Below are 23,386 nucleotides of genomic sequence, written 5' to 3'. Positions count from 1 at the left end.
CGCAGCGCGCGTCCGGTTCAATCCCGTCGCGAATTTTTCGGAAAAATAGGGAGGCTATGCCCTCAGGCCGGCGGTTCGGCGGGCCCCGTGAAGCGCAGCCCCGCCTCGTCGCCCAGCGCCCAGCGCACCTGCGCCGGATAGTCGCCCGAGCGGCCGACGCGCAGCCGCACGTCCTCGCCGATCATGGGGGTGCCGTCGGTCTTGAGGCGGCAGCCTTCCGCCGACAGGTCGATGACGGTCACGGGGCTCTCGACCCCGTCGCTGGCGACCAGCACGCCTTCGTGATTGACCTCGATCCGCTTGGCGCGTTTCACTTCGCCGACTTTACGCCTCATCAAACTTCTTCCCCCGAGCTTCATGAGGGGAAACTGCCGTAAACCCGCGCATGACGCAATACAAAATACTATACTGGATTAGTTTTTCTAACGCTACCGTAACGAACAGCGTTACCCGATGGCGGCGGGCGCCGTGAAATGCAAGCCCGCATCGTCGCCGAGCGCCCAGGCAACGAGCGCCGGAACGGGCTGTCCCTTGCCGACCGCGAGCATGACCTGCTCGCCCTCGATCAGCGAGCCGTCGGTCGACAGGCGACACCCGTCCTTCGACAGGTCGCGCACGATGACCGCCACGCGGCCGCCATCGCTGTCGGTCACCATGCCGGGCTGGGCAAGGTCGATGCGCACACTGCGCGCGCCGCTCCCGTTGCCGGTCATGCCGGGATCACGCTCGGCCATGCCGGACCCTCCCGATCGGGCTAGCCGCGATGGTGCCTTCGCGCAGTGCCTTTTCCTCGCGCGCCCGCCAATAGGCCAGCGCCCGCTTGGCATCGACCGCCTTCGAAAAATGGAAGCCCTGCCCGTGGGCACAGCCGAGCCCCGCCAGCGTGGTCGCCAGCTCGACGCTCTCGATCCCCTCGGCGGTAGTCTTCATGCCGAGTGCGTCGGCAAGGCCGAGGATCGCGCGGACAATGGCGATACTGTCCCTGTCCGACAGCATGCCCTTGATGAACCGCTGGTCGATCTTGAGAAGGTCGATCGGCAGGCGCTGGAGATAGGCAAGGCTCGAATAGCCGGTGCCGAAATCGTCCATCGCGAGATTGGCATCTAGGCCCTTGATGGCCTCGAACACCTTGGTCGCCCGCGCCGGATCCTGGACGATCGCGCTTTCGGTCAGTTCGATGGTCAGCCGCTCGCCGCCGATCTTGTGGGTCCTGAGCGTCGTGCCGACCATTTCCGACACATTGTCGCGCGCCACCTGGATCGCCGACAGGTTGACCGACAGGTTGATCGGCAGGACCTGCCCCTCGGCATTGTCCCAGCCCGACAGCGTGCGCGCCGCCTTGTCCATCGCCCAGCGACCGAGCTCGAGGATGAGGCCTGATTCCTCGGCGACGGGAATGAATTCGGACGGCCCGATCTCGCCGCGCTCGGCATGGTTCCAGCGCGCCAGCGCCTCGAAGCCGGTGACGCGCCCCGTCTTCAGTTCGATGAGCGGCTGGTAGGCAAGGTCGAGCTCGTCGCGTTCCAAGGCGCGCCTGAGTTCGGTCTCGATCGAGAAGCGCCGCCGCGCCGCCACCGCCTGTTCGGGCTCGTAGATAGTGGGCTTGCCCGCCAGCTTGGCCTGCTTGACCGCGAACTGGGCGTTGCGGAACAGCTCCTCGCCGTCCTCGCCATGACTGAGCAGCGCGATGCCGATCGCCCCGTCGACGCGGATGTCGAGGTCGGACAGGGTGAAGGGCTCCTCGATCAGCCGCGCGATGCGCTCCGCCGCGCGGACCGCATCGCCCGCCCCGCCCTTGACCGAAAAGAGGATGCCGAATTCGTTGCCGCCGACGCGTGCCAGCATGTCGCCGTCGCGAAGCCCGCCGACGAGGCGGCTGGCAAAGCTGATGAGCAGTTCGTCGCCCACCACCGAGCCCATCGACTGGTTGATGCGCGAAAAGCGGAGGAGGTCGACCAGCAGGATCGCATAGCCGTCGGCCCGCGCCTTGTCGCCCGCGACCGCCTCGATCGCGTCGGTGAAGGCGAGGCGGTTGGGCAGGCCCGTGAGCGAGCATTGCAGCATCTGGTTCCTGAGATGCTCCTGCGTGCGCTTCTCCTGTGTTTCCTCGACGAGGCTGAGGAGGCAGCGCCGCATCGCCCCCGCCCCGCCCAGCGGCGCGGCCTTCAGGCGGAAATAGCGGCGGTGCACGCCCGATCCGTCCTGCCGCTCCATCTCGTCAGGGGCGTTCGCCGGATCGGCGAGATAGGCCTTGAGGAAGGCGCCGATCGGCCCGCCCGCAGCGGCCTTCAGGATCGCGCGCGCATCGAGGTGAAGCTGGCCGCCGGTGATCGTCTCGATGAATTTCGGGTTCCAGGCGTCGAGCCCCAGCTCCCCCTCTTCATCGAGGTGCACCACCCCTGCCGCGATCGGCAGCGCGGCGAGCAGTTGGCAGTCCTCGACGGACATGCCACGCCCGTTGCGCGGGGCGCTCGCCACGGGGGCGGGTTGGAGGGGCACGGTCGCCTGCATGGGCCCCCGCCTTAAACGCGAAGGGTTAACGGCTAGTATTCAAGCCGTTTGTGAACCTTCCCATTCCGTCCCGTTTCGGATCAATCCTGCGCCTCGTCATTCTTTTTGACGGGCGGCACGAAGGCATTGGATTGCGGGAAACCCTGCGGCGCCATGCGCCCTGCCGCCCCGCGCACGACCTTCCACGGCGTCATGTCCGGTTCGGTGCGGTTGCGCGTGCCCCCGCCCATCGCCCAGCTGATCCCGTCCTCCAGCCGGAAGCCGATGGCATCGCTCAAACCCCCGTCGCGATAGCGCTGGAGCTGCACGCCCGCGCCGCGCGCCAGTTCGGGCATCTCCTCGAGGCTGAAGACCAGCACCTTCCTATTCTCGCCCACGACCGCGATCGCATCGGCGCCTTCGGGAATGGGCTTCACCAGCTTCACCTTCGCGCCCTTCCTGAGGTTCACCAGCTGCTTGCCCTTGCGCGTCTCGGCAGAGAGGTTCTCGCCGAGTGCCACGAACCCGCGCCCGTCCGACGCTGCGACGAGATATTTCGCCTTGGGATCCAGGGGCAGCGCGGTCACGATCTCCACCTCGCCCTCGAGATCGATCATCAGCCGCAGCGGCTCGCCAAAGCCCCTGCCACCGGGCAGCTTGTCCGCCCCCACCGTGAAGATCCGCCCGTTCTCCGCCACCACGAGGATGCGGTCGGTCGTCTGCGCATGGAAATGGAACGCCGCCTCGTCGCCCTCGCGGAACTTCATCTCGGGCACGGTGGCAAGGTCGACATGCCCCTTCATCGCCCTGATCCAGCCGCGGCTCGACAGGATCACGCTCACCGGCTCCTTGTCGATCATCTGCGTCCAGTCGACATCCGCCGTCACCGCCGCCGGCGTCACCGCGGTGCGCCGCGGATCGTCCTTGTAATCCTTCTTGAGCGCGCGCAGCTCCTCCTTGAGCTTGGCCTTCTGCAGCTCCTCGTCCCCGAGCAGCGCCTCCAGCTCGCCCTTCTCGGCCAAGAGGCTCTCTTCCTCGCCCTTGAGCTCCATCTCCTCGAGCTTCCTCAAGCTGCGCAGCCGCATGTTGAGGATCGCCTCGGCCTGCCGGTCGGTCAGCCCGAACTCGGCCATCATCACCGCCTTGGGCTCGTCCTCGGTGCGGATGATCTCGATCACCCGATCAAGGTTGAGGAAGGCAATGAGATAGCCGCGCACCAGCTCGAGCCGGTCATCGATCTTCCCGATCCGCCACTGCGCCCGATTGCGCATCACGTCATATTGGAAGTCGATCCACGACAGCAGCGCCTCGCGAAGGCTCATCACCCCCGGCGTCCGCCCATGCTCGAGCACGTTGAGGTTGAGCGAGAAGCGGCTCTCGAGATCAGAGAGCTTGTACAGGCTCTCCTCCAAGAGCTGCGCATCCACCGTCCGCGACCGCGGCTCGAGCACGATGCGGATATCCTCCGCACTCTCGTCGCGCACATCGCCGAGGATCGGCAGCTTCTTGTCCCCGATCAGCCCCGCGATCTGCTCGATCAGCTTGCCCTTCGCCACGCCATAGGGGATCTCGGTCACGACCAGCTGCCAGGCCCCGCCCTTCAAATCCTCGCGCTCGATCTTCGCGCGAATGCGGAAAGACCCCCTGCCCGTCACATAGGCCTTGAGGATCACCGCCTCGTCATCGACCAGCACGCCCCCCGTCGGGAAGTCCGGCCCCTTCACATATTTCATCAAGGTCTCGTCGCGCGCGTCGCGCGTGCCGACCAGATGCACCGCCGCATCGCACAGCTCGCCCACATTGTGCGGCGGGATCGAGGTCGCCATCCCCACCGCGATCCCCGCCGCGCCATTGGCGAGCAGGTTGGGGAACAGCCCCGGGAACACCTCGGGCTCGTCCTCCTCGCCATTATAGGTCGAGCGGAACGGCACCGTGCCCTCGTCGATCCCAGCCATGAGCCGCATCGCGGTCTTGGTCAGCTTGGCCTCGGTATAGCGATAGGCAGCGGCATTATCCCCGTCGATGTTGCCGAAATTCCCCTGCCCCTCGACCAGCGGGTAGCGCAGCGAAAAGTCCTGCGCCAATCGCACCATCGCGTCATAGACCGACGCATCGCCATGCGGGTGATATTTACCGATGACATCGCCCACCACGCGCGCCGACTTCTTGTAGGCGCCGGCGGGATCGAGCTTCAGCTTGCGCATCGCCCACAGGAGGCGGCGATGCACGGGCTTCAAGCCGTCGCGCACATCGGGCAGCGAGCGCGCCGTGATGGTGGAGAGCGCGTAGACGAGATAGCGTTCGCTCAGCGCGCTCGAAAAGGGTTCGTCGATGATCTGGTCGGGGACGGATTCGGTGGTCATGCAAGCGAGCTTAGGTCGGGTGCCCTATGGGTGTCATCCCATTAGTCTCTTTTAGAAAAGATTCTGTCAGCTCGACATGTCTCCGAACATAAACCTCTAGGGAATTACCCTTCGGTAATTGGCTATCTCGAAATCTTCCGGCCGCGCTTTAAATTTATCCATAGGGTCCGTAAGCCGCGTGTATCGAGACTGGAACCGCCGCAAGTCATAAGGATTAAGTTCAACAACTAGCATATGGTCATTCTCTCCACCTTTTACGCGGCAGATATCCCTTTCAAAGTTTTTCATCGCAGGAGCGCGGACACGACTATCTCCGTACGCTCTATTATTGACTACGGCGATATATGAATGGACATCCAAAGCCGCGCCTTCAGTTAACGATGAAAAAGTTGCAAGGTCTTGGTTCCAAGAGAGAACTATAAGGCAATCAACGTTCCCCTGAGCGTTCTTACGATAGCTCAAATTCTGGAGCTCTGAACAAATCAATGTACCGAATGCAAATTCGCCGTGCACATAGATTGGCTTGCGCAAGGACGGGCACTCCCAGGCTAAATTATAGACCTTCTCTAGCTCGTCTCCTTCACGAGGTGACGGGATCGATTTGTGCTGGAACAATGATAGCCAAATTGGCCAGCCTAAATCGTCACTTCTGAGGTTCATAAAGGCAGAACTGCCGACCTTACGGTGAGGGTAATGGTAATATTCAACACCGCTAATAAGACTGATATTGCTCCGAGCGAGAACAGCCGCGACATCAGATAGCCACTCATGCGGCAAGGCGAGCTCGGGCAGTATTAGGTGTGTCGGCTTTGGGTCAGCTTTAATCGCCATATTAATCATAGTAGAAATTTGTTTATGCCTTTTGGCAGTTACGAGCGGTTGGCCTGCAGCCATGAGCCTCCAGTCAGCACCAGCCGTCTTATAGCTGGAGATACCTAGACGTACGACCTTCTCTTCACGATTAATCATTTGCCTTGTCGGACCACTACCGCCCGACATTGGTGCTTCGCTCACTGACAATAAGTTTTCATCACTCACCCATGAGCCTCTTAAGAGGCGGACCAGTTTTGCCCACACCGGCCTACCGTCACGGCTCTCAGTCCACCCGCAAGTGGTCGGCAACAAACCATATATCTCCCCCGGCGAAAAAGGACGCGTTGGATACCTTAGAGAATTCACACATTTGGATATCAGCGCCTCTTCGGCCTCCAACGGCTCGCGGATAAATTCCCTAAAATAAGGGGACATCGACGCCTCAATGCAAAACAGGCCTAGCTCAAAACTCCGACGATCGTAGTCCCATACGTCATCGAAGCTAAGTCTTCCCATTTGCCTCCCTACATGTGCCGCCATCGCTGTTAGAGGATAGCGACTTTTCAAAGGGATCGTGGACCAGTCAGAAGTATAGATTGACAAGAAGCGCCGCCTCAATTCCTCTTCACCCAAGGGCAGACCAGCAGTCATTAATACGTTTTGCATGCTCCTTTGATCGCTTCTCGTCCGACAGAGGTTTCCAAACCCGATATTTTTCAGGGCCGCGTCCGCCAAAGCCTTAAGGAAAGTCCCCTCCAGCGCGAGCCAAGCTTCATGGTCGCACGAGAAACCATCAACTTTAGTACTGATGAACTTGTTGTGGGATATTGCTTTGAAGGACTCGAGGACTGTCTTGAGGAGCTTCTCTGCCTCTCTCCAATCACGACAAGCCACCGCCACTCCGAACATCCGATAAATGGAATCAACATGCTCCAGAATCGCATTCGGATTTAAGAGATGTACTCGAGCGAACTCAAAGAAGTTTGTTCGCTCCCGCTCCCACTGATCGGGCGGGAGCAAACGATTAAGATATTCGATGTTTCTGAGCTTCAATGCCCACGCCAAGCGCTTAACCGTCAGCCCCCCTGCGCGCATCAAACTGGTGGGTTCCGAATTTGGCGCATCCCCAAGCACGAGGGCCTCAGACGACCTCCCCTCTATTAGGTCGTCTACACTTGGCAGCAATCGACGTTCACTTGAAATTGATCGAATTTCGTCATCAATTTTGTCAATAGTGTCCCGACCCGCCCTGCCTTTCAACTTGAACAGCTTTGTTTTACTATCAACAATTTTAAACTCTGGGCGATGATACGAGATCGAGATTTTTACCTTTTCCGCTCCTTTCTTTATCGACGCCGAGTTTTGCTCCAGTAGTGCCCAAAAGCCTTCTAGACTGTCGATGCCATCCGATCGGAAAACAATGAAAATGTCGTCTACATATCTGCCGTAGTAGTATGGTCGAATAGAGGTCTCGAATATTTCATCTAGCTCTATAAGGGCAACGTTTGCGAGAACTTTTGATGCCATAAGACCTACCGGCACACCAATCGGGTCGACCTTTTCAAAATTCAATTCTTCTGAAATCTTAGTATTCCAACGCCTCATCAGCGATATCAAGGCGCGATTTAAGTCAGTCTCAACTCGTGAATATGTTAGGCCATACCTCTCTCTAAATTCGCCCGAAGTAATGTACGAGGGGTCAACTGTTTGATAGAAGTCGGTCAAATCCGTCGTGATGGCGGTAACGCGACCCCCCTTCTCGATTTCGTCTCGCATGGCCGCTAGGCCGCGATCTCGCCATTCAGAATATGGCAAAAAATACGGCTCAAACGTCCCGAGAGATTCTGCATGAATGTCCCCAGCGCTATCACTGCCCTTTTTCGGAAGTCGGTTTATTCTCGAGCCTTTTGCATTTTCGCTTAATAGCTTGTCCAAGCGATCACCGACCGTGAGAAGCCATAGAGCAGAAATTATATGGGTTTCGACCGCGAAAAGGCCGACTGATCTAAATTTTGCAGTGCCACCATTTGCTTGATCGAATTGGAGACTGTTAATTTTTTCAGTGTCAAAACAAGCGTCATCAGAGCTAACTGAAGTGCTTTTCGATGGCTTTAACACCTTTCCCCAGACCGCAAATTCGAGCGGATCTCTCTCTAATACTTCACTCACAGCGCCTTTCACAAGCTCGCACTGCAGAGAACTCAAATTCTCTTCTAGATCCATCTCATAAGATGCAAAGCGTTCCGCGAGGGGCAGAGATCGCTCAAAAAAGCAATCAGCCTTTGCTTTACGGTAAGCCTTTCGAATGTCGTCGAGGGAAATACTTTCCCAACTTGCTATTTTCACATTGAGCCCCGAAGTTTTTCAAAAGTTTTGGTATTACGTCTTGAATTGTCAAGCTTGTAAAACCTCCTGGCGTCGGGTTGCGTTCGCTGTCCTACAGCGCCCGTTTCGGTCTATGTTCTCGAATGACCGACACCCTCCCCGCATCGCCCCGCCGCTCGCGCGGGTTCACGGCGGTTCGCCGCGCTTTTTTCCTCGCCCTGCACCGCCGCCGACAGCGGCACGGGCCGTGCAAAATCAGCGGCTTGGCCCCGAAAAGTTCCACAAGTGGACGAAGTGGACACACCCCCGATTTTCTCCAACAGGAGGCGCTTCCCTACACAGCCAATTGCCCCGTCCCGCCCAACCTCCTATAGGCCGATTTCAACCAGTTGAGGCGGGGAAGCATGGCACGGCGCAGGCAGATCTACGAAGGCAAGGCGAAGATCCTCTACGAGGGTCCCGAACCCGGCACCATCATCCAATATTTCAAGGATGACGCCACCGCCTTCAACGCCGAGAAAACCGGGCAGATCGCGGGCAAGGGCGTGCTCAACAACCGCATCTCGGAGAAGATCTTCACCTCGCTCCACACCATCGGCGTGCCGACCCATTTCATGCGCCGGTTGAACATGCGCGAACAGCTCGTCCGCCAGGTCGAGATCGTCCCCATCGAGGTCGTCGTCCGCAACGTCGCGGCCGGCTCCATGACCAAGCGTCTCGGCATCGAGGAAGGCACCCAGCTGCCGCGCACCGTGATCGAATATTACTACAAGGACGACAAGCTCGGCGATCCCATGGTGACCGAGGAGCATATCGCCTGCTTCGGCTGGGCCAGCCAGGAAGAGATGAACGACATCGCCGACATGGCGATCCGGGTGAACGATTACATGTGCGGCCTGTTCGCCGGCATCGGCATCCGCCTCGTCGATTTCAAGCTGGAATTCGGCCGCATCTGGGAAAACGACTACAGCCGCATCATCCTCGCCGACGAAATCTCGCCCGACAGCTGCCGCCTGTGGGACATCGCCTCGAACCGCAAGCTCGACAAGGACCGCTTCCGCCAGGACCTCGGCGAAATCGCCGAAGCCTATCAGGAAGTCGCCCGCCGCCTCGGCCTCCTCCAGCCCGAGGATGGCGAGGAAAGCGCGGTGCTCGACTTCGACAGCGCCAAGAAGAAGCGCGAGCGCAAGGACTAGGCCGGTGGAGCGCGTTCGCGTCGTCACGCTGAACGCCGCACTGGGGCCGCTCGATTACAAGCTGCCCGAGGGCGTCGAGGCACCGCCCGGCACGCTCGTCACCGTGCCGCTTGGGCCCCGCCAGCTCACCGGCGTGGTGTGGGAGCCCGAACGGCTGCCGACCGAGGAAGTCGGCGACAATCGCCTGCGCCCCCTCATCGGCGCGATCGACGTGCCGCCGCTGTCGGCCGAGCTCCGCCGCCTCGCCGAGTGGACCGCGACCTACTACTGCTCGCCGCTCGCCAGCGTGCTGCGGATGATGCTCCCGAGCGCGGCCTTCGCCAGCCCGCGACAGCTGGTCGAATATCGCCTCACCGGCCTCGTCCCGCCACGCCTCACCGCGACCCGCGAGAAAGCGCTGCGCGAACTCGAGGGGCGGCAGGGCAGCGTGCGCGAACTCGCCGCCAAGGCGGGCGTGTCCGACGCGGTGGTGCGCGGTCTGGTCAAGGCCGGCGCGCTCGAGGCGGTCGAGGTCGATGCCGATGCGCCTTTCCCGCAGCCCGATCCCGACTTCTCGCCGGTCGAGCTTCGACCCGAACAGGCCGCCGCCGCCGACCGACTGCGTGGTGCCATCGGCGGCGGCTTCGCGCCGATCCTGCTCGACGGCATCACCGGCTCGGGCAAGACCGAAGTCTATTTCGAGGCGCTTGCCGAGGCGCTCAGGCAGGGCGGCCAGGTGCTCGTGCTGCTCCCCGAAATCGCGCTCACCGAACCCTTCCTCCAGCGCTTCGAGCGGCGCTTCGGCACGATGCCGGTGGCGTGGCACTCCGACCTTCGCGGGTCGGAGCGGCGGCGAGCGTGGCGCGGGATTGCGGAAGGCACGGCGAAGGTCGTGGTCGGCGCGCGTTCCAGCCTCTTCCTTCCCTATCGCGACTTGAAGCTCATCATCGTCGACGAGGCGCACGAGACCAGCTTCAAGCAGGAAGAAGGCGTGCAATATCATGCCCGCGACGTCGCGGTGATGCGCGGGCAGTTCGAGCAATTCCCGATCATCCTTGCCAGCGCCACTCCCGCGATCGAAACGCGGCACATGGTCGAGATCGGGCGCTATGACGAGGTGCGGCTGGCCGAGCGCCATGCCGAAGCGCGCCTGCCCGAGCTTTCGGCCATCGACCTGACGCAGGACCCGCCCTTGCGCGGCAAGTGGCTGGCGCCACGGCTGGTGCGCGAGCTCGAGGCCAATCTCGAGGCGGGCGAGCAGAGCCTCCTCTTCCTCAACCGCCGCGGCTTTGCCCCGCTGACCCTGTGCCGCAATTGCGGGCACCGTTTCCAATGCCCCAATTGCACCGCCTGGATGGTCGAGCACCGGCTGATGGCGCGGCTGGCCTGCCACCACTGCGGCAATGTCATGCCACCGCCCAAGGCCTGCCCCGAGTGCGGCGAGGAAGATTGCCTCGTCGCCTGCGGTCCGGGGGTCGAGCGGATTGCCGACGAGGTCGCCGCGCTCTTTCCCGAGGCGCGCACCGCCGTCGTCACATCGGACACGATCTGGAGCCCGGCGCGTGCCGCCGAATTCGTGCGGGCGATGGAAGCTGGCGAAATCGACATCGTCGTCGGCACCCAGCTTGTCACCAAAGGCTATCACTTCCCCAACCTCACGCTGGTGGGCGTGGTCGATGCAGACCTCGGGCTGCAAGGCGGCGACTTGCGCGCGGCCGAGCGTACCTTCCAGCAGGTCAGCCAGGTGGCAGGACGCGCGGGACGCGGCGACAAACCGGGGCGCGTCTTCATCCAGACCCACGAGCCCGACCATCCGGTGATGGAAGCGTTGGTGTCGGGCGATGCCCCCGCCTTCATCGCCGCCGAGACCGAGGCGCGCCGCGCCGCTGCCATGCCGCCCTTCGGGCGCCTCGCGGCAATCATCGTCAGCAGCGAGGACGAGGAAGCGGCCAAGCTGATCGCCCAGAACCTCGGGCGCGCGCGGCCCGAGATGGAGGGCGTGGCGATCTACGGCCCCGCGCCCGCCCCGCTCGCCATGCTGCGCGGACGGCACCGCCAGCGCCTGCTGGTCCATGCCGAGCGACGCGTCGACGTACAGGCGGCGATCCGTGACTGGCTCGCGAAGGTCGACTGGCCGCAGAAGGTGCGCGTGGCGGTCGACGTCGACCCCTATTCCTTCGTCTAGGGTCGGGAACGACCCGCCCCCGCCAGCCGCTGGGGCGCCATGGCCACGACCCTCGTTCCCGTCCTCGGCGACCAGCTCAGCCACGACCTCGCCAGCCTGCCCGATGAGGACCCCGCCGCCTGCGTGGTGCTGATGATGGAGGTGTGGGACGAGGCGACCTACGTCAAACACCACCCCCAGAAGATCGCGCTGCTCTTTTCGGCGATGCGGCATTTCGCCGCCGAGCTCGAAGAGAAGGGCTTCACCGTCGATTATGTGAAGCTCGATGATGCCGGCAATTCGGGCAGCTTCACCGGTGAGGTCGAGCGGGCGCTGGAACGGCACGAGGTGGAGGCGATCCGCATCGTCGAGGCGGGCGAGCGGCGGGTGATGGATGCCATCGCCGGCTGGGAGCACCAGTTCGGTCTGCCCATGACCATCCTGCCCGACACGCGCTTCATCTGCTCGATCGCCGAATTCTGCGCCTGGGCGCAGGGGCGCAGCGGACTGCGGATGGAGCATTTCTATCGCGAGATGAGGCTGAAGACGGGCTTATTGATGGACGGAGAGGAGCCGGCCCACGGGCGCTGGAACTTCGATGCCGAGAACCGCGACAGCGCCGATCCCGACACCGACTTTCCCGAACGGCCAGTCTTCGAGCCCGACAACATCACGCAGGAAGTACTCGACCTCGTGGCGGGCCACTTCGGCGACCATTTCGGCAGCCTCGAAGGCTTCGGCTGGCCGGTGACGGCGGCGCAGGCGGGGCAAGCGCTGGACGATTTCATCGCGAACCGCCTGCCCTGCTTCGGGGCGACGCAGGACGCGATGCTGACGGGGAAGGATTTCATGAACCATGCCCTTCTCTCGACCAGCATCAACTGCGGGCTGCTCGATCCGCTCGAGGTTTGCCGGAAGGCCGAGCAGGCCTATCGGGACGGCAAGGCGCCGATCGAGGCGGTGGAAGGCTTCATCCGCCAGATCCTCGGCTGGCGCGAATATATCCGCGGCATCTACTGGTGGGAGGATGCGGACTATGGCGAGGAGAATTTCTTCGGCAACCGCCGCCACCTGCCCGACTTCTACTGGACCGGCGAGACCGACATGCATTGCATGGCCGAGGCGGTGCGGACGACGCGCGAGCATGCCTATGCGCATCATATCCAGCGGCTGATGGTGCTCGGCAATTTCGCGCTGATCGCGGGGGTCCGGCCTGACCATGTGCAGGACTGGTTCCTCACCGTCTATGCCGACGCCTATGAATGGGTCGAGCAGCCCAATGTGGTCGGCATGGCGCTGTTCGCCGATGGCGGCGACATGGCCTCCAAGCCCTATGCGGCGAGCGGCAATTACATCAACAAGATGTCCGATTACTGCCGGCACTGCCGCTATGATGTGAAGAAGAAAACCGGCGAGGATGCCTGCCCCTTCAACGCGCTCTACTGGGATTTCATGGACCGCAACCGCGACAAGCTCGAGGGCAACCATCGCATCGGGCGTATCTTCGCGACCTGGGATCGGATGGGGGACGAGCGGAAGGCGGAATATCGGGAGAGCGCACGTGACTTCCTTGCCACGCTGACGCCGGCCGATGCGGGATGGGCGCGCGGCTGAGCTTGTCCGCCGCGGCGGATCGGTCAATGGTGGGCGCGCCGAAGCCTATCGGGGGTCAGTCTCTTGCGTTTTCTTTCCATCCTTCCGCTTCTCGCCTCGGCGATTGCCTTATCCTCGCCGGCCGATGCCGAACAGTGGCGCCGCGCCGAGAGTCCGCATTTCGTGGTCTATTCGACCTTGTCCGAAGACACGCTGCGCGAGCGGCTCGAGGAACTGGAGCGGATCGACAGCGCTATCCGCGTCGTGCGCGCGCAGCCCGATACGGCGGTCGGCGACGGCAACCGTGTCACCATCTTCATGCTCGACAGCGAGCAGGTCGTGCGCCGCCTTGCGGGGGTCGGCAATGCGGGCGGTTTCTACACCTATCGCGAGATGGGACCGCTGGCGGTGGTGCCCGACATCGAGGGGCAGCGTGCCGAGTGGCGGATGAACGTGCTGGTGCACGAATATTCGCATCACCTTCTGCTCCAGGACATGGATGGCCCGATGCCGGCCTGGCTGGTCGAGGGATGGGCCGAATTCTTCTCCACCGCGCGCAGCGACAAGGATGGCGCGGTGCGCATCGGCGACGTGCCGGTCCGCGCGGCGCGGGTCCTCCAGCGCGAGGGGATCATGCCGGTCGACCGGCTGTTCGATCTCCAGAACAGGCAATGGGGCAGCGACGGGCAGCGCTTCTATGCGACGGGCTGGCTGCTGACCCATTATGTCGCCTTCGAACCGACGCGTCGGCAGCATTTCGCGCGCTATCTCGACCTCATGGCCGAAGGCTTGCCGTCGGGCGAGGCGGCGCGCACCGCCTTTGGCGACCTCGCGCGGCTCGATGAGGAACTGGCGTCTTACCGCAGGTCGCGGCTGGGCTATCTCGAACTCGGCCCCGAGCGCGTGGCGACGCCGTCGGTTACGGTCGCCGCGTTGAGCGAAAGCGATGGCGCGGCCATCCCGCATTATCTGGCGCTGTGGCTCGACCAGGACGAGGAGGACCTCCTTCCCCGCCTGCGCGCGATGGAAACCGAGAATGGCGGGTCGGGACTGTTCATGACGGTGCTGGCGATGGCCGAGCTGGCGCGCGGGAACCCGCAGGCGGCGGACGAGGCGGCGGCGCGGGCGATGGAATTGCGCCCCGGCAAGGCCGAGCCGATGCTGCTGCGGGTGCGGGCGCTGCTCGAGCGCGCCTACGAGGAAGAGGACGAGAGCCTCTATGCCGAGGCGAGCAGGATGGCGGCGGCGGCCAACCGGCTCGACCCCGAGGATCCCGAGGCATTGAAGCTCTACTATCGCGTGTCGAAGGAGCGCCACGGGCGGGCGACCGACATGGCGGTCGACGGGCTGGTCGCGGCGATCGCCAAGGCGCCGCAGGATTTCAACATGCGTATGACCGCGGCCCAAGCGCTCGGGCGGCAGGGGCGCGTGGCCGAAGTACGGCGGCTGATGGTCCCCGTCGTCAACGATCCCCATCATCCCGAGCGGGCGGCGCAGGCGCGCGAGATGCTCGCGGAGATCGAGGAACGGGCTGCTGCTACTGTCGACGGCGCATCCTGAAGCGGGAGGCGTGACTTTTCGGCGACTCTCGAGCCGGAAGTGACGCCCGCGCCCCTTGTCGGCGCGCGCGCCTGCTGGACAGGCAGGGCTTTGGCATTAACATTTTCAGCCTGAAGCGTTTCTTGAATCCAGTGGGGGATTTTTCGCGTGTTTTCCAAACTGACGGACAAGGCCGTGCTCGCGGCCACGGGCATGATGATGGCGGCCGTGGCGGCCACGCCGGCGATGGCACAGGACTGGTGGAAGGCCGAGACCGACAAGTTCATCGTCTATTCGAGCGGCGAGGGCGAGGATGCCCGCGAGCTGGCCGAAAATCTCGAGCGGCTCGACGATGCGCTGCGCTTCATGCGCAATCTTGGCAAGGAGGCGCCGCTCGCCGCCGAACGCAAGCTCGTCATCTTCCAGGTCGGCGACATCGAGGACATGGGCAGGCTGGCCGGCCGGCGCGGCGTGGGCGGCTTCTTCAGCGCCCGCGAGGGCCAGTCGGTCGCCTTTACCCCGACCGAATATGGCCGCGACCTGCGCGGCCGCGGCGCACGGCTCGAGCGCAAGCGCGCCACCGTCGAGGAAGTGATGTTCCATGAATATACGCACTACTTCATGTTCCATCACGGCGCGGCGGCCTATCCGGCCTGGTATCGCGAAGGCTTTGCCGAACTGTTCGGCACGATCGATCTCAAGGAAGACGGCTTCGTCGTCGGGCGCCCGCCCGCGCGCGGCGGCCTTCTCCAGACCAGCTATGACATCAGCCGTATGTTCGATCCGCCCGAGAAGATGCGCTATGCCGATTATATCCAGAGCTATGGCTATGGCTGGCTCCTGACGACCTACCTGTCCTTCACGCCCGAGCGGCAGGGACAGCTCGCCGACTATCTGCGCCGCCTCAATGCGGGCGAGGAATCGATCGAGGCGGCCAAGGCCGCGTTCGGCGATCTCGACCAGCTGAAGCGCGAGATCGACCGTTTCAGCGGCAGCCGCGCGCCGCTGACCGAGGTCACCTTCGAGAATTACGAGCCCGCCACCGCCACGGTGACGCCGCTGGGACCCGACGAAGAAGCGGTCATGGAGTTGTTCATCGAATCGCAGGCCGGCTGGGACGAGCGCCGCGCCGACTTCGCCGCGGGGCGGATGCGCGAGATCCTTGGCCAGTATCCGGGCAGCGTGCCGGTCATGAACGCGCTCGTGGAAGCCGAGTTTGACGGCGACAATCTCGACCGCGCCGAAGCGGTCGCCAAGCAAATCCTCGAGCAGGATCCCGACCATCTTCGCGCCAATGTCTTCCTCGCGCGGATCGCGGCCAAGCGGGCCGAGGAGGATGCATCGCACTGGGCCGAGGCGCGCCGCTATTACGGCCGCGCGAGCCAGATCGACCCGCGCAACGCCGAGGTCATGCTGGGCTATTACCTCAGCTACTATTTCTCGGACGAGCCGATGACCGAGACCGCGCTGATCGCGCTCGAGCAGGCCTATGAGTTCGCGCCCTTCTCGCCGATCGTGCGGCGCACGCTGGCGCATGTCCTGCTCACCGAGAACCGTCCCGATGCGGCGCGCACGGTGTTGCTGCCGCTCGCCTCGGACCCGCATGGCGGCAAGCGGACCGAGAAATATCACGAGCTGCTGGCGCAGATCGACGAGGGCGAGCTCGCCCCCGTCATCGAGGAACTGCGCCCGCTGACGCGCGCCGAAGCCGAAGCCAAGGCCGAACGCGAGCGTCGCGGCGGCTAGGACGTATCAAGGGGCGCGCCGCGACGGTGCGCCCCGCCCTGCCCCTTATTGCCCGAAAGCGGCGCGGACGCGCTCTTCGGTCAGTCCGAAATCCTCGAGCCGGTAGCGGTGCTTGTGATGCGCCTTGCTCTTGCCGAGGAAGCTTTCCATCGCATTGACGACCCTCGTGTCGAGATCGCGGCCGAGGAAGGCGTAGATGCGCCGCATCTGGCCGCGCCAGTCGCGCCCCACTTCGTCGAAACAGACATCGAGCGCCTCGATATCGGGATGGCGCGCGCGGAAGTCGTCGACGCGGTCGTGCCGCAGCCTGGTCTTGCGCAGCCACTCGGCGCCCACCGCATGCGGATCGACATGGCGCGACTGGACGCGCGCCTGCTGGAAGGCGAGGCTCGCCGAGGAGCCGACGACCTGCGCGAGGTCGCGGCGGAGGAAAAGGTAGCGCGCGTCGGGAAGAGCCTCGTGGAGCGCGTCCATGTCCTGCGTGAATTGCGGCGCTTTCAACACCCACGGCTTGTCCGCAGGTTCGCCGCGCACGGTGGCGATGGTCTGTAGCGTCTTGCGAAATTCGGCGTAGACGGCGTCGCGGTCGCAGGTCTCGCAATGGCGGGCAAAGGCCGGGACCTGCCACTGTCCCTCGAACTGGGCGCCGAAGATGCTCATCGCGTGGAAGCCGAATTCCTCTTCGGCCTGGAAGGGGCCGGTCGGGTGGACCGCGGCAAGCAGCGGGTTGAGCGCGCGCAGGAACAGGAGGTTGGCGGTGACGGTCAGCGGGCGCGTTTCCAATCGCCCGCCGGTCGGCACGGGGATCATCGTCTCGTAAGCCCGCGTGTGGATGAAGCCGGGGTCCTGCGCGAGCAAGCGATGGAGCCGTGTCGTGCCCGAACGCATCTGGCCGACGATGACGAGCGGGCGTTCGACCGGCCGGTCGAGAATGGAGGGATCGCGCTCCCATTGCTCCTCGGCGCGGATGCGGCAGCGGATCTTGCGGACGATCTGGCCGAAGGCGATGGCGCGCCCGAGCGGCGACAGCTGCGCTTCTTCCGCGAGGCTGCGAGTGAGGATGGCGAGCCGTTCTTCCCAGTCGCCCGGCGCGGGTGCCCTGCCCTCTGCCTTCACCGCATGATCGACGAGCGCCCCGGGGGACAGGCTCGGGCGCGGGCTCATGCCGCTGCGCCAGACATTCAACAGCATGCGGTCGATGAAGCGCGCGGCGGCGAGGCTGTCGTCCCGGGCGGACGGCGCATCGAGGCGCGTTTGATCGGGCGCTAGCGTGGCCATGACCAAGCTGTAACGCGCCTTATCGTCAAAAACGAACCAAAAACACGGTCAAAAGGCGAGGGTCTGTTGCGTGGGCGGGACGAGCGCCCCTTCGGCGGCAAGCAGCGCCTCCTTGATGGCGAGCCCATAGGCATAGCCGCCGAGCCCGCCATCGGCGCGGATGACGCGGTGGCAAGGAATGAAGACGGCGATGGGATTGGCCCCGTTAGCGGTGCCGACGGCACGCTCGGCGCCGGGCTTGCCCAGTGCCGCCGCGATATCGGCATAGCTGCGCGTCTCGCCCGTCGGGATGCGACAGAGTTCGGCCCAGACTGCCTGCTGGAAGGGGGAGCCTTCGGGGGCGAGCTCGAAAGGGCTGGTACTGCCGGGGCGATCGAGTGCGGCGGCGATGGTGGCGGCCTCGCTTCCCCCCTCTTGCGCGGCACCGGCGGCCTGCGCGAGCCAGCGGTCGCTGCGGTGCTTGCCGTCGCCGAGCGACAGGCCGACGAGGCGGTCGCCCGCCATGCCGGCGACGAAGCGGCCGAGCCGGCAGGCGCCGGTAACGAGGCGGATCGATTCGGGCGCGGGCATGACGCCGAGGATAGCGGCGGCGGCAGGCTGGCGGGAGACGCTTTTGCGCGCCTCGTCGCGAAAGCGGCGGGCGGTGCCTTGCATCATCGTCCACCCCTTGCTAGGGGCGCGCCAACCCATGCGGGGGCAGCGGATTTTTCTCTTCGGGGAATCGCCCGCCTGCCTCCTTTTACGCATGACATCAGGATCGCTAACCCGGAGCTTACCCCAGGTGGATATTGGCAGCGGCATGAAGGCCAGCTTGGCAGGACGCTATGCGACTGCACTGTTCGAACTCGCACGAGACCGGTCGGAAATCGACACGGTCGAGGCGAGCCTTTCGCGTGTTCGCGCGGCGCTCGACCAGGCGCCCGACCTGAATGCGATGATCGAATCGCCCGCCGTGTCGCGTGAGGACGCGACCCGCACGATGGGCAAGATCGCCGACGAGCTGAAGCTCGACGCGCTGTCGAAGAACTTCCTCGGGGTGCTCGCCAAGGCCGGCCGCCTGACGCAGCTCGGCGCCGCCATCCGCGTGTTCGACGCGCTGGTCGCCGCGCACAAGGGCGAGGCCCGCGCCACCGTCACCAGCGCCCGTGCGCTGACCGACGCGCAGGCCAAGACGCTCGAGACCAAGCTGTCGCAGCGCGCCGGTCGCACCGTGTCGCTCGATACCAAGGTCGATCCCTCGCTGCTCGGCGGCGTTCGCATCCAGCTCGGCTCCGAGCTGATCGACGCTTCCGTTGAAACCAAACTGAATTCGCTCGCCGCCAAGATGGCGGGCACCGCCCAATAAGGCTCGATGAAAGGCTGAACATGGATATCCGTGCCGCTGAAATTTCCCGTGTGATCCGCGACGAAATCGAGAATTTCGACGCCGAAGCGCAAGTCACCGAAACCGGCAGCGTCCTGTCGGTCGGCGACGGCATCGCCCGCGTCCACGGCCTCGACAAGGTCCAGGCCGGTGAAATGGTCGAGTTCGAAGGCGGTGTGCAGGGCATGGCCCTCAACCTCGAACATGACAATGTCGGCGTCGTCATCTTCGGTTCGGACGCCGGCGTCCGCGAAGGCTCGACCGTCAAGCGCACCGGCACCATCGTCGACGTGCCCGTCGGCAAGGGCCTGCTCGGCCGCGTCGTCGACGCGCTCGGCAACCCGATCGACGGCAAGGGCCCGATCGTCACCGACGAGCGCAGCCGCGTCGAAGTCAAGGCTCCGGGCATCATCCCGAGGAAGTCGGTCCACGAGCCGGTGCAGACCGGTCTCAAGGCCGTCGACGCGCTCGTTCCCGTCGGCCGCGGCCAGCGCGAACTGATCATCGGCGACCGCCAGACCGGCAAGTCGGCCGTCGCGCTCGACACCTTCATCAACCAGAAGGGTGCCAATGCGGGCGACGACGAGAGCGCCAAGCTCTACTGCGTCTATGTCGCCGTCGGCCAGAAGCGCTCGACCGTCGCGCAGATCGTCCGCGCGCTCGAGGAAAATGGCGCGATGGAATATTCGATCGTCGTCGCCGCGACCGCCTCGGAGCCGGCCCCGCTGCAGTTCCTCGCGCCCTACACCGGCTGCGCGATGGGCGAATATTTCCGCGACAACGGCATGCACGCCGTCATCTGCTACGATGACCTTTCGAAGCAGGCCGTCGCCTACCGCCAGATGTCGCTCCTGCTGCGCCGCCCGCCGGGCCGCGAAGCCTATCCGGGCGACGTTTTCTATCTCCACTCGCGCCTCCTCGAGCGCGCGGCGAAGATGAACGAAGACAATGGCGCCGGCTCGCTGACCGCGCTGCCGATCATCGAAACGCAGGCGGGCGACGTGTCGGCCTACATCCCGACCAACGTGATCTCGATCACCGACGGCCAGATCTTCCTCGAGACCGACCTCTTCTACCAGGGCATCCGTCCCGCGATTAACGTCGGCCTCTCGGTCAGCCGCGTCGGTGGCGCCGCGCAGACCAAGGCGATGAAGAAGGTCGCCGGCTCGATCAAGCTCGAGCTCGCGCAGTATCGCGAAATGGCTGCCTTCGCGCAGTTCGGTTCGGACCTCGACGCCTCGACCCAGAAGCTGCTTGCTCGCGGCGCTCGTCTCACCGAGCTCCTCAAGCAGCCGCAGTTCTCGCCGATGCCGGTCGAGGAACAGGTCGCCTCGATCTTCGCGGGCACCAAGGGCTTCATCGATGACGTGAAGGTCGAAGACGTGACCCGCTACGAAGCGGCGATGCTCAGCTACATGCGTGCCGAGCACAATGACGTCCTCGTCACCATCCGCGAAACCAAGAAGCTCGAAGACGATACCGCCGAGAAGCTGAGCAGCGCGCTCACCGACTTCTCCAAGCAGTTCGCCTAAGAGATCAAATCAGCGTCATCCTCCCGGCGGGGGGATGACGGGCAGAGAGAGAAGCACCAGTGGCATCACTCAAGGCACTCAAGGGCCGGATCAACTCGGTCAAGTCGACCCAGAAGATCACCAAGGCGATGAAGATGGTCGCGGCGGCCAAGCTGCGCCGCGCCCAGGCCAATGCCGAAGCGGGTCGTCCCTATGCGACCCGTCTCTCGGACGTGGTCTCGTCGCTGGCCAGCCGGATCACCGTGGGGCCGCAGAGCCCCAAGCTGATCGCCGGCACGGGCAAGGACGAAACCCACCTGATCATCGTCGCCTCGGGCGACCGTGGCCTGGCGGGCGCGTTCAACACCAACATCACCAAGGCCGCGCGCCTCAAGGCCGAAGCGCTGCAGAAGGAAGGCAAGACCGTCTACTTCTACCTCGTCGGTCGCAAGTCGAAGCCGCTCCTCAAGCGCGTGTTTCCCGATGCCATCATCGGCGAGCATGACACGACGCAGGAAAAGAACCCGAGCTACGACACCGCGCAGGCGATCGCCGACGACATCATCGACCGGTTCAATTCGGGCCGATTCGATGTCGCGCACCTTGCCTATGCCGAGTTCGAATCGACGCTGAGCCAGGTGCCGCAGGTCGACCAGCTGATCCCGGTCAAGCCGGCGGAAGCGGGCGATGCCACCGACGGCGCGTCGGCGGCGGTCGAATATGAGCCCGACGAGGAAGCGATCCTCGCCGATCTCCTGCCGAAGAATGTCGCGATCCAGATCTATCGCGCGATGCTGGAAAACCAGGCCGGCTTCTACGGCTCGCAGATGACCGCGATGGACAATGCCACGCGCAATGCGGGCGACATGATCAACCGCCTGTCGATCCAGTACAACCGCCAGCGCCAGGCGGCGATCACCACCGAACTTGTCGAAATCATTTCGGGCGCCGAAGCGCTCTAACAGCCGAGGAACAACTTTCATGGCTACCGCTGCAAAGACCGCAACCAACATCAAGGCCGGGCGCATCGCGCAGGTCATCGGCGCCGTCGTCGACGTCGAGTTCGACGGCGAACTGCCGCCGATCCTCGGCGCGCTTGAAACCTCCAACAATGGCCAGCGCCTCGTTCTCGAGGTCGCCCAGCACCTCGGCGAGAACATCGTGCGCACCATCGCGATGGACGCCACCGAGGGCCTGACCCGCGGTCAGGAAGTCACGTCGACCGGCTCGATGATCGAAGTGCCCGTCGGTCCCAAGACCCTCGGCCGCATCATGAATGTCACCGGCGAGCCGATCGACGAACGCGGCCCCATCGGGTCGGACAAGTTCGCCCCGATCCACGCCGAGGCTCCGGCCTTCGTCGACCAGTCGACCGAAGCCTCGATCCTCGTCACGGGCATCAAGGTCATCGACCTTCTCGCCCCCTACGCCAAGGGCGGCAAGATCGGCCTGTTCGGCGGCGCCGGCGTGGGCAAGACGGTTCTCATCCAGGAACTGATCAACAACATCGCCAAGGGCCACGGCGGCGTGTCGGTCTTCGCGGGCGTCGGTGAACGCACCCGTGAAGGCAACGATCTCTATCACGAGTTCCTCGACGCGGGCGTCATCGCCAAGGACGCCGACGGCAACCCGACGAGCGAAGGCTCGAAGGTCGCCCTCGTGTTCGGCCAGATGAACGAACCGCCGGGCGCGCGTGCCCGCGTGGCGCTCTCGGGCCTCACCCAGGCCGAATATTTCCGCGATGAAGAAGGCCAGGACGTCCTGTTCTTCGTCGACAACATCTTCCGCTTCACCCAGGCGGGTTCGGAAGTGTCGGCGCTGCTCGGCCGTATTCCTTCGGCGGTGGGCTACCAGCCGACCCTGTCGACCGACATGGGCGCGCTGCAGGAACGCATCACCTCGACCAACAAGGGCTCGATCACCTCGGTCCAGGCCATCTACGTCCCCGCGGATGACCTTACCGACCCGGCGCCCGCCACCTCGTTCGCCCACCTCGACGCGACCACCACCCTGTCGCGTGCGATTTCGGAACTCGGCATCTACCCGGCCGTCGACCCGCTCGACAGCTCGAGCCGCGTCCTCGAGCCGCGCGTCGTGGGCCAGGAGCATTACGAAACCGCCCGTGCGGTCCAGGAAATCCTCCAGAAGTACAAGTCGCTGCAGGACATCATCGCCATTCTCGGCATGGACGAGCTGTCGGAAGAAGATAAGCTGACCGTGGCTCGCGCCCGCAAGATCCAGCGCTTCCTCTCGCAGCCGTTCCACGTCGCGGAAGTCTTCACCGGCATCCCGGGCAAGTTCGTCCAGCTCGAAGACACCATCAAGTCGTTCAAGGCGGTGGTGAACGGCGAGTATGACCACCTGCCGGAAAGCGCCTTCTACATGGTCGGCGGCATCGACGAAGCCGTCGCCAAGGCCGAGAAGATGGCGCAGGACGCCTAACCCTCATGGCGAAGGACCAGCCGGAACTTCGCCTCGAGGACTGCGTGAACCGGGTCTGCCCTTGGTCGGGCGACCCGGTGCAGGCTGACAGCCTGACCCTCTATCGGGGCCATGTCGTCGGCTTCTGTAACCCGGGCTGCCGGGACAAGTTTGCACAGGCCGTGTCGCAATTCGATACGGCGATAGACGGGATCGTATGATGGCCTTGAACTTCGAACTGGTGACCCCTGAAAAGCTCGTCCGCTCGGGCGAGGTGCACATGGTCGTCGTCCCCGGCGTCGAGGGCGATTTCGGCGTGATGGAGGGCCATGCGCCCTTCATGACCACGCTGAAGAACGGCCAGCTCGAGATCCACGAGAGCGCCGGCGGCGAGCCCAAGCGCGTCACCGTCTCGGGCGGTTTCGCCGAAGTCGGGACCAAGGGCCTGACCGTGCTGGCGGAGAAGGTCGAGGGCTAGCTCCTCCCGCGCCGCGATCACGCCACACTTGAATTAGGGCCGTGCGCCGCTAGCCTTCCCGATGGGGGAGACAAGCGATGCACGGCTCTTTTTCGTGGACCCAAGCTGGCCGGGGATGGGTGACGCG

18 protein-coding genes are annotated in these 23,386 nt (G+C 64.0%); 11 read left to right on the top strand and 7 right to left on the bottom strand.

The window, feature by feature from the left end:
* Window positions 1-62: 62 nt before the first annotated feature.
* The 5 genes from NUW81_RS11325 to NUW81_RS11305 all read right to left on the bottom strand — a co-directional run bounded on the left by NUW81_RS11325 (window position 63) and on the right by NUW81_RS11305 (window position 8,012).
* A complete protein-coding gene (locus NUW81_RS11325) occupies window positions 63-335 on the bottom strand; it encodes a PilZ domain-containing protein (RefSeq protein WP_245113355.1) in 273 nt (90 codons plus the stop codon).
* Between the two features lie 111 nt (window positions 336-446).
* On the bottom strand, window positions 447-734 hold the full coding sequence (locus NUW81_RS11320; RefSeq protein ID WP_245113353.1) for a PilZ domain-containing protein: 288 nt from the start codon (window positions 732-734) through the stop codon (window positions 447-449).
* A complete protein-coding gene (locus tag NUW81_RS11315; RefSeq protein ID WP_245113351.1) occupies window positions 721-2,511 on the bottom strand; it encodes a putative bifunctional diguanylate cyclase/phosphodiesterase in 1,791 nt (596 codons plus the stop codon). Before NUW81_RS11315 ends, NUW81_RS11320 begins: the two co-directional genes overlap by 14 nt.
* An 80-nt stretch (window positions 2,512-2,591) precedes the next feature.
* Entirely contained in the window at window positions 2,592-4,853 is a 2,262-nt protein-coding gene (gene parC, locus NUW81_RS11310; RefSeq protein ID WP_245113349.1) for a DNA topoisomerase IV subunit A, read from the bottom strand.
* 96 nt (window positions 4,854-4,949) lie between these two features.
* A complete protein-coding gene (locus NUW81_RS11305; RefSeq protein WP_245113348.1) occupies window positions 4,950-8,012 on the bottom strand; it encodes an RNA-directed DNA polymerase in 3,063 nt (1,020 codons plus the stop codon).
* Window positions 8,013-8,395: 383 nt separating this feature from the next.
* Between NUW81_RS11305 and purC the strand changes: the two genes are divergently transcribed.
* The 5 genes from purC to NUW81_RS11280 all read left to right on the top strand — a co-directional run bounded on the left by purC (window position 8,396) and on the right by NUW81_RS11280 (window position 16,208).
* Window positions 8,396-9,187 (top strand): phosphoribosylaminoimidazolesuccinocarboxamide synthase, encoded by a 792-nt coding sequence (gene purC, locus NUW81_RS11300; RefSeq protein ID WP_245113347.1) that lies wholly within the window; start codon window positions 8,396-8,398, stop codon window positions 9,185-9,187.
* Window positions 9,188-9,191: 4 nt separating this feature from the next.
* Entirely contained in the window at window positions 9,192-11,351 is a 2,160-nt protein-coding gene (locus tag NUW81_RS11295; RefSeq protein ID WP_245113346.1) for a primosomal protein N', read from the top strand.
* A 39-nt stretch (window positions 11,352-11,390) separates the two neighbouring features.
* Window positions 11,391-12,944, top strand: a complete 1,554-nt coding sequence (locus NUW81_RS11290) for a cryptochrome/photolyase family protein (protein ID WP_245113345.1) — start codon at window positions 11,391-11,393, stop codon at window positions 12,942-12,944.
* A gap of 63 nt (window positions 12,945-13,007) precedes the next feature.
* A complete protein-coding gene (locus tag NUW81_RS11285) occupies window positions 13,008-14,483 on the top strand; it encodes a DUF1570 domain-containing protein (RefSeq protein ID WP_245113344.1) in 1,476 nt (491 codons plus the stop codon).
* A 147-nt stretch (window positions 14,484-14,630) separates the two neighbouring features.
* Window positions 14,631-16,208 (top strand): tetratricopeptide repeat protein, encoded by a 1,578-nt coding sequence (locus NUW81_RS11280; RefSeq protein ID WP_245113342.1) that lies wholly within the window; start codon window positions 14,631-14,633, stop codon window positions 16,206-16,208.
* Window positions 16,209-16,253: 45 nt separating this feature from the next.
* Here the strand turns inward: NUW81_RS11280 and NUW81_RS11275 are convergent, their stop codons facing one another.
* Both NUW81_RS11275 and NUW81_RS12060 read right to left on the bottom strand, forming a co-directional pair.
* Complete coding sequence (locus NUW81_RS11275; RefSeq protein WP_245113339.1) at window positions 16,254-17,486, bottom strand: sulfotransferase family protein; 1,233 nt, start codon at window positions 17,484-17,486, stop codon at window positions 16,254-16,256.
* A 48-nt stretch (window positions 17,487-17,534) separates the two neighbouring features.
* Window positions 17,535-18,143, bottom strand: coding sequence for a methylated-DNA--[protein]-cysteine S-methyltransferase (locus NUW81_RS12060; protein ID WP_376741949.1), 609 nt, complete (start codon window positions 18,141-18,143; stop codon window positions 17,535-17,537).
* A gap of 142 nt (window positions 18,144-18,285) precedes the next feature.
* Between NUW81_RS12060 and NUW81_RS11265 the strand changes: the two genes are divergently transcribed.
* Genes NUW81_RS11265 through NUW81_RS11240 form a run of 6 tightly spaced genes read left to right on the top strand, consistent with a single transcriptional unit; the run spans window position 18,286 to window position 23,259 of the window.
* Complete coding sequence (locus tag NUW81_RS11265) at window positions 18,286-18,831, top strand: F0F1 ATP synthase subunit delta (protein WP_260508504.1); 546 nt, start codon at window positions 18,286-18,288, stop codon at window positions 18,829-18,831.
* A 20-nt stretch (window positions 18,832-18,851) separates the two neighbouring features.
* Complete coding sequence (gene atpA, locus NUW81_RS11260; RefSeq protein ID WP_245113334.1) at window positions 18,852-20,381, top strand: F0F1 ATP synthase subunit alpha; 1,530 nt, start codon at window positions 18,852-18,854, stop codon at window positions 20,379-20,381.
* A gap of 59 nt (window positions 20,382-20,440) precedes the next feature.
* Window positions 20,441-21,322 carry a F0F1 ATP synthase subunit gamma gene (locus NUW81_RS11255; RefSeq protein WP_245113333.1) on the top strand — a complete coding sequence of 294 codons (882 nt, stop codon included), beginning with the start codon at window positions 20,441-20,443 and terminating at the stop codon, window positions 21,320-21,322.
* Window positions 21,323-21,341: 19 nt separating this feature from the next.
* Entirely contained in the window at window positions 21,342-22,802 is a 1,461-nt protein-coding gene (gene atpD, locus NUW81_RS11250) for a F0F1 ATP synthase subunit beta (RefSeq protein WP_245113332.1), read from the top strand.
* Window positions 22,803-22,807: 5 nt separating this feature from the next.
* A complete protein-coding gene (locus tag NUW81_RS11245; protein WP_245113331.1) occupies window positions 22,808-23,002 on the top strand; it encodes a glutathione S-transferase in 195 nt (64 codons plus the stop codon).
* Window positions 23,002-23,259, top strand: coding sequence for an ATP synthase F1 subunit epsilon (locus NUW81_RS11240; RefSeq protein WP_245113798.1), 258 nt, complete (start codon window positions 23,002-23,004; stop codon window positions 23,257-23,259). The genes NUW81_RS11245 and NUW81_RS11240 overlap by 1 nt, the downstream gene beginning before the upstream one ends.
* Window positions 23,260-23,386 lie beyond the last annotated feature (127 nt).

The organism is Sphingomicrobium aestuariivivum (assembly GCF_024721585.1).
Taxonomy (GTDB): Bacteria; Pseudomonadota; Alphaproteobacteria; order Sphingomonadales; family Sphingomonadaceae; genus Sphingomicrobium; species Sphingomicrobium aestuariivivum.
Note: the sequence above shows the minus strand (reverse complement) of the source record. Positions and strands in the feature narration are given on the sequence as shown.

Coding starts and splice junctions, on each gene's coding strand:
- parC (WP_245113349.1), bottom strand. CDS start 4,853: ATGACCACCGAATCCGTCCCCGACCAGATCATCGACGAACCCTTTTCG.
- NUW81_RS11290 (WP_245113345.1), top strand. CDS start 11,391: ATGGCCACGACCCTCGTTCCCGTCCTCGGCGACCAGCTCAGCCACGAC.
- NUW81_RS11240 (WP_245113798.1), top strand. CDS start 23,002: ATGGCCTTGAACTTCGAACTGGTGACCCCTGAAAAGCTCGTCCGCTCG.
- NUW81_RS11245 (WP_245113331.1), top strand. CDS start 22,808: ATGGCGAAGGACCAGCCGGAACTTCGCCTCGAGGACTGCGTGAACCGG.
- NUW81_RS11275 (WP_245113339.1), bottom strand. CDS start 17,486: ATGGCCACGCTAGCGCCCGATCAAACGCGCCTCGATGCGCCGTCCGCC.
- atpA (WP_245113334.1), top strand. CDS start 18,852: ATGGATATCCGTGCCGCTGAAATTTCCCGTGTGATCCGCGACGAAATC.
- NUW81_RS12060 (WP_376741949.1), bottom strand. CDS start 18,143: ATGATGCAAGGCACCGCCCGCCGCTTTCGCGACGAGGCGCGCAAAAGC.
- NUW81_RS11325 (WP_245113355.1), bottom strand. CDS start 335: ATGAGGCGTAAAGTCGGCGAAGTGAAACGCGCCAAGCGGATCGAGGTC.
- NUW81_RS11320 (WP_245113353.1), bottom strand. CDS start 734: ATGGCCGAGCGTGATCCCGGCATGACCGGCAACGGGAGCGGCGCGCGC.
- atpD (WP_245113332.1), top strand. CDS start 21,342: ATGGCTACCGCTGCAAAGACCGCAACCAACATCAAGGCCGGGCGCATC.
- NUW81_RS11265 (WP_260508504.1), top strand. CDS start 18,286: ATGAAGGCCAGCTTGGCAGGACGCTATGCGACTGCACTGTTCGAACTC.
- purC (WP_245113347.1), top strand. CDS start 8,396: ATGGCACGGCGCAGGCAGATCTACGAAGGCAAGGCGAAGATCCTCTAC.
- NUW81_RS11315 (WP_245113351.1), bottom strand. CDS start 2,511: ATGCAGGCGACCGTGCCCCTCCAACCCGCCCCCGTGGCGAGCGCCCCG.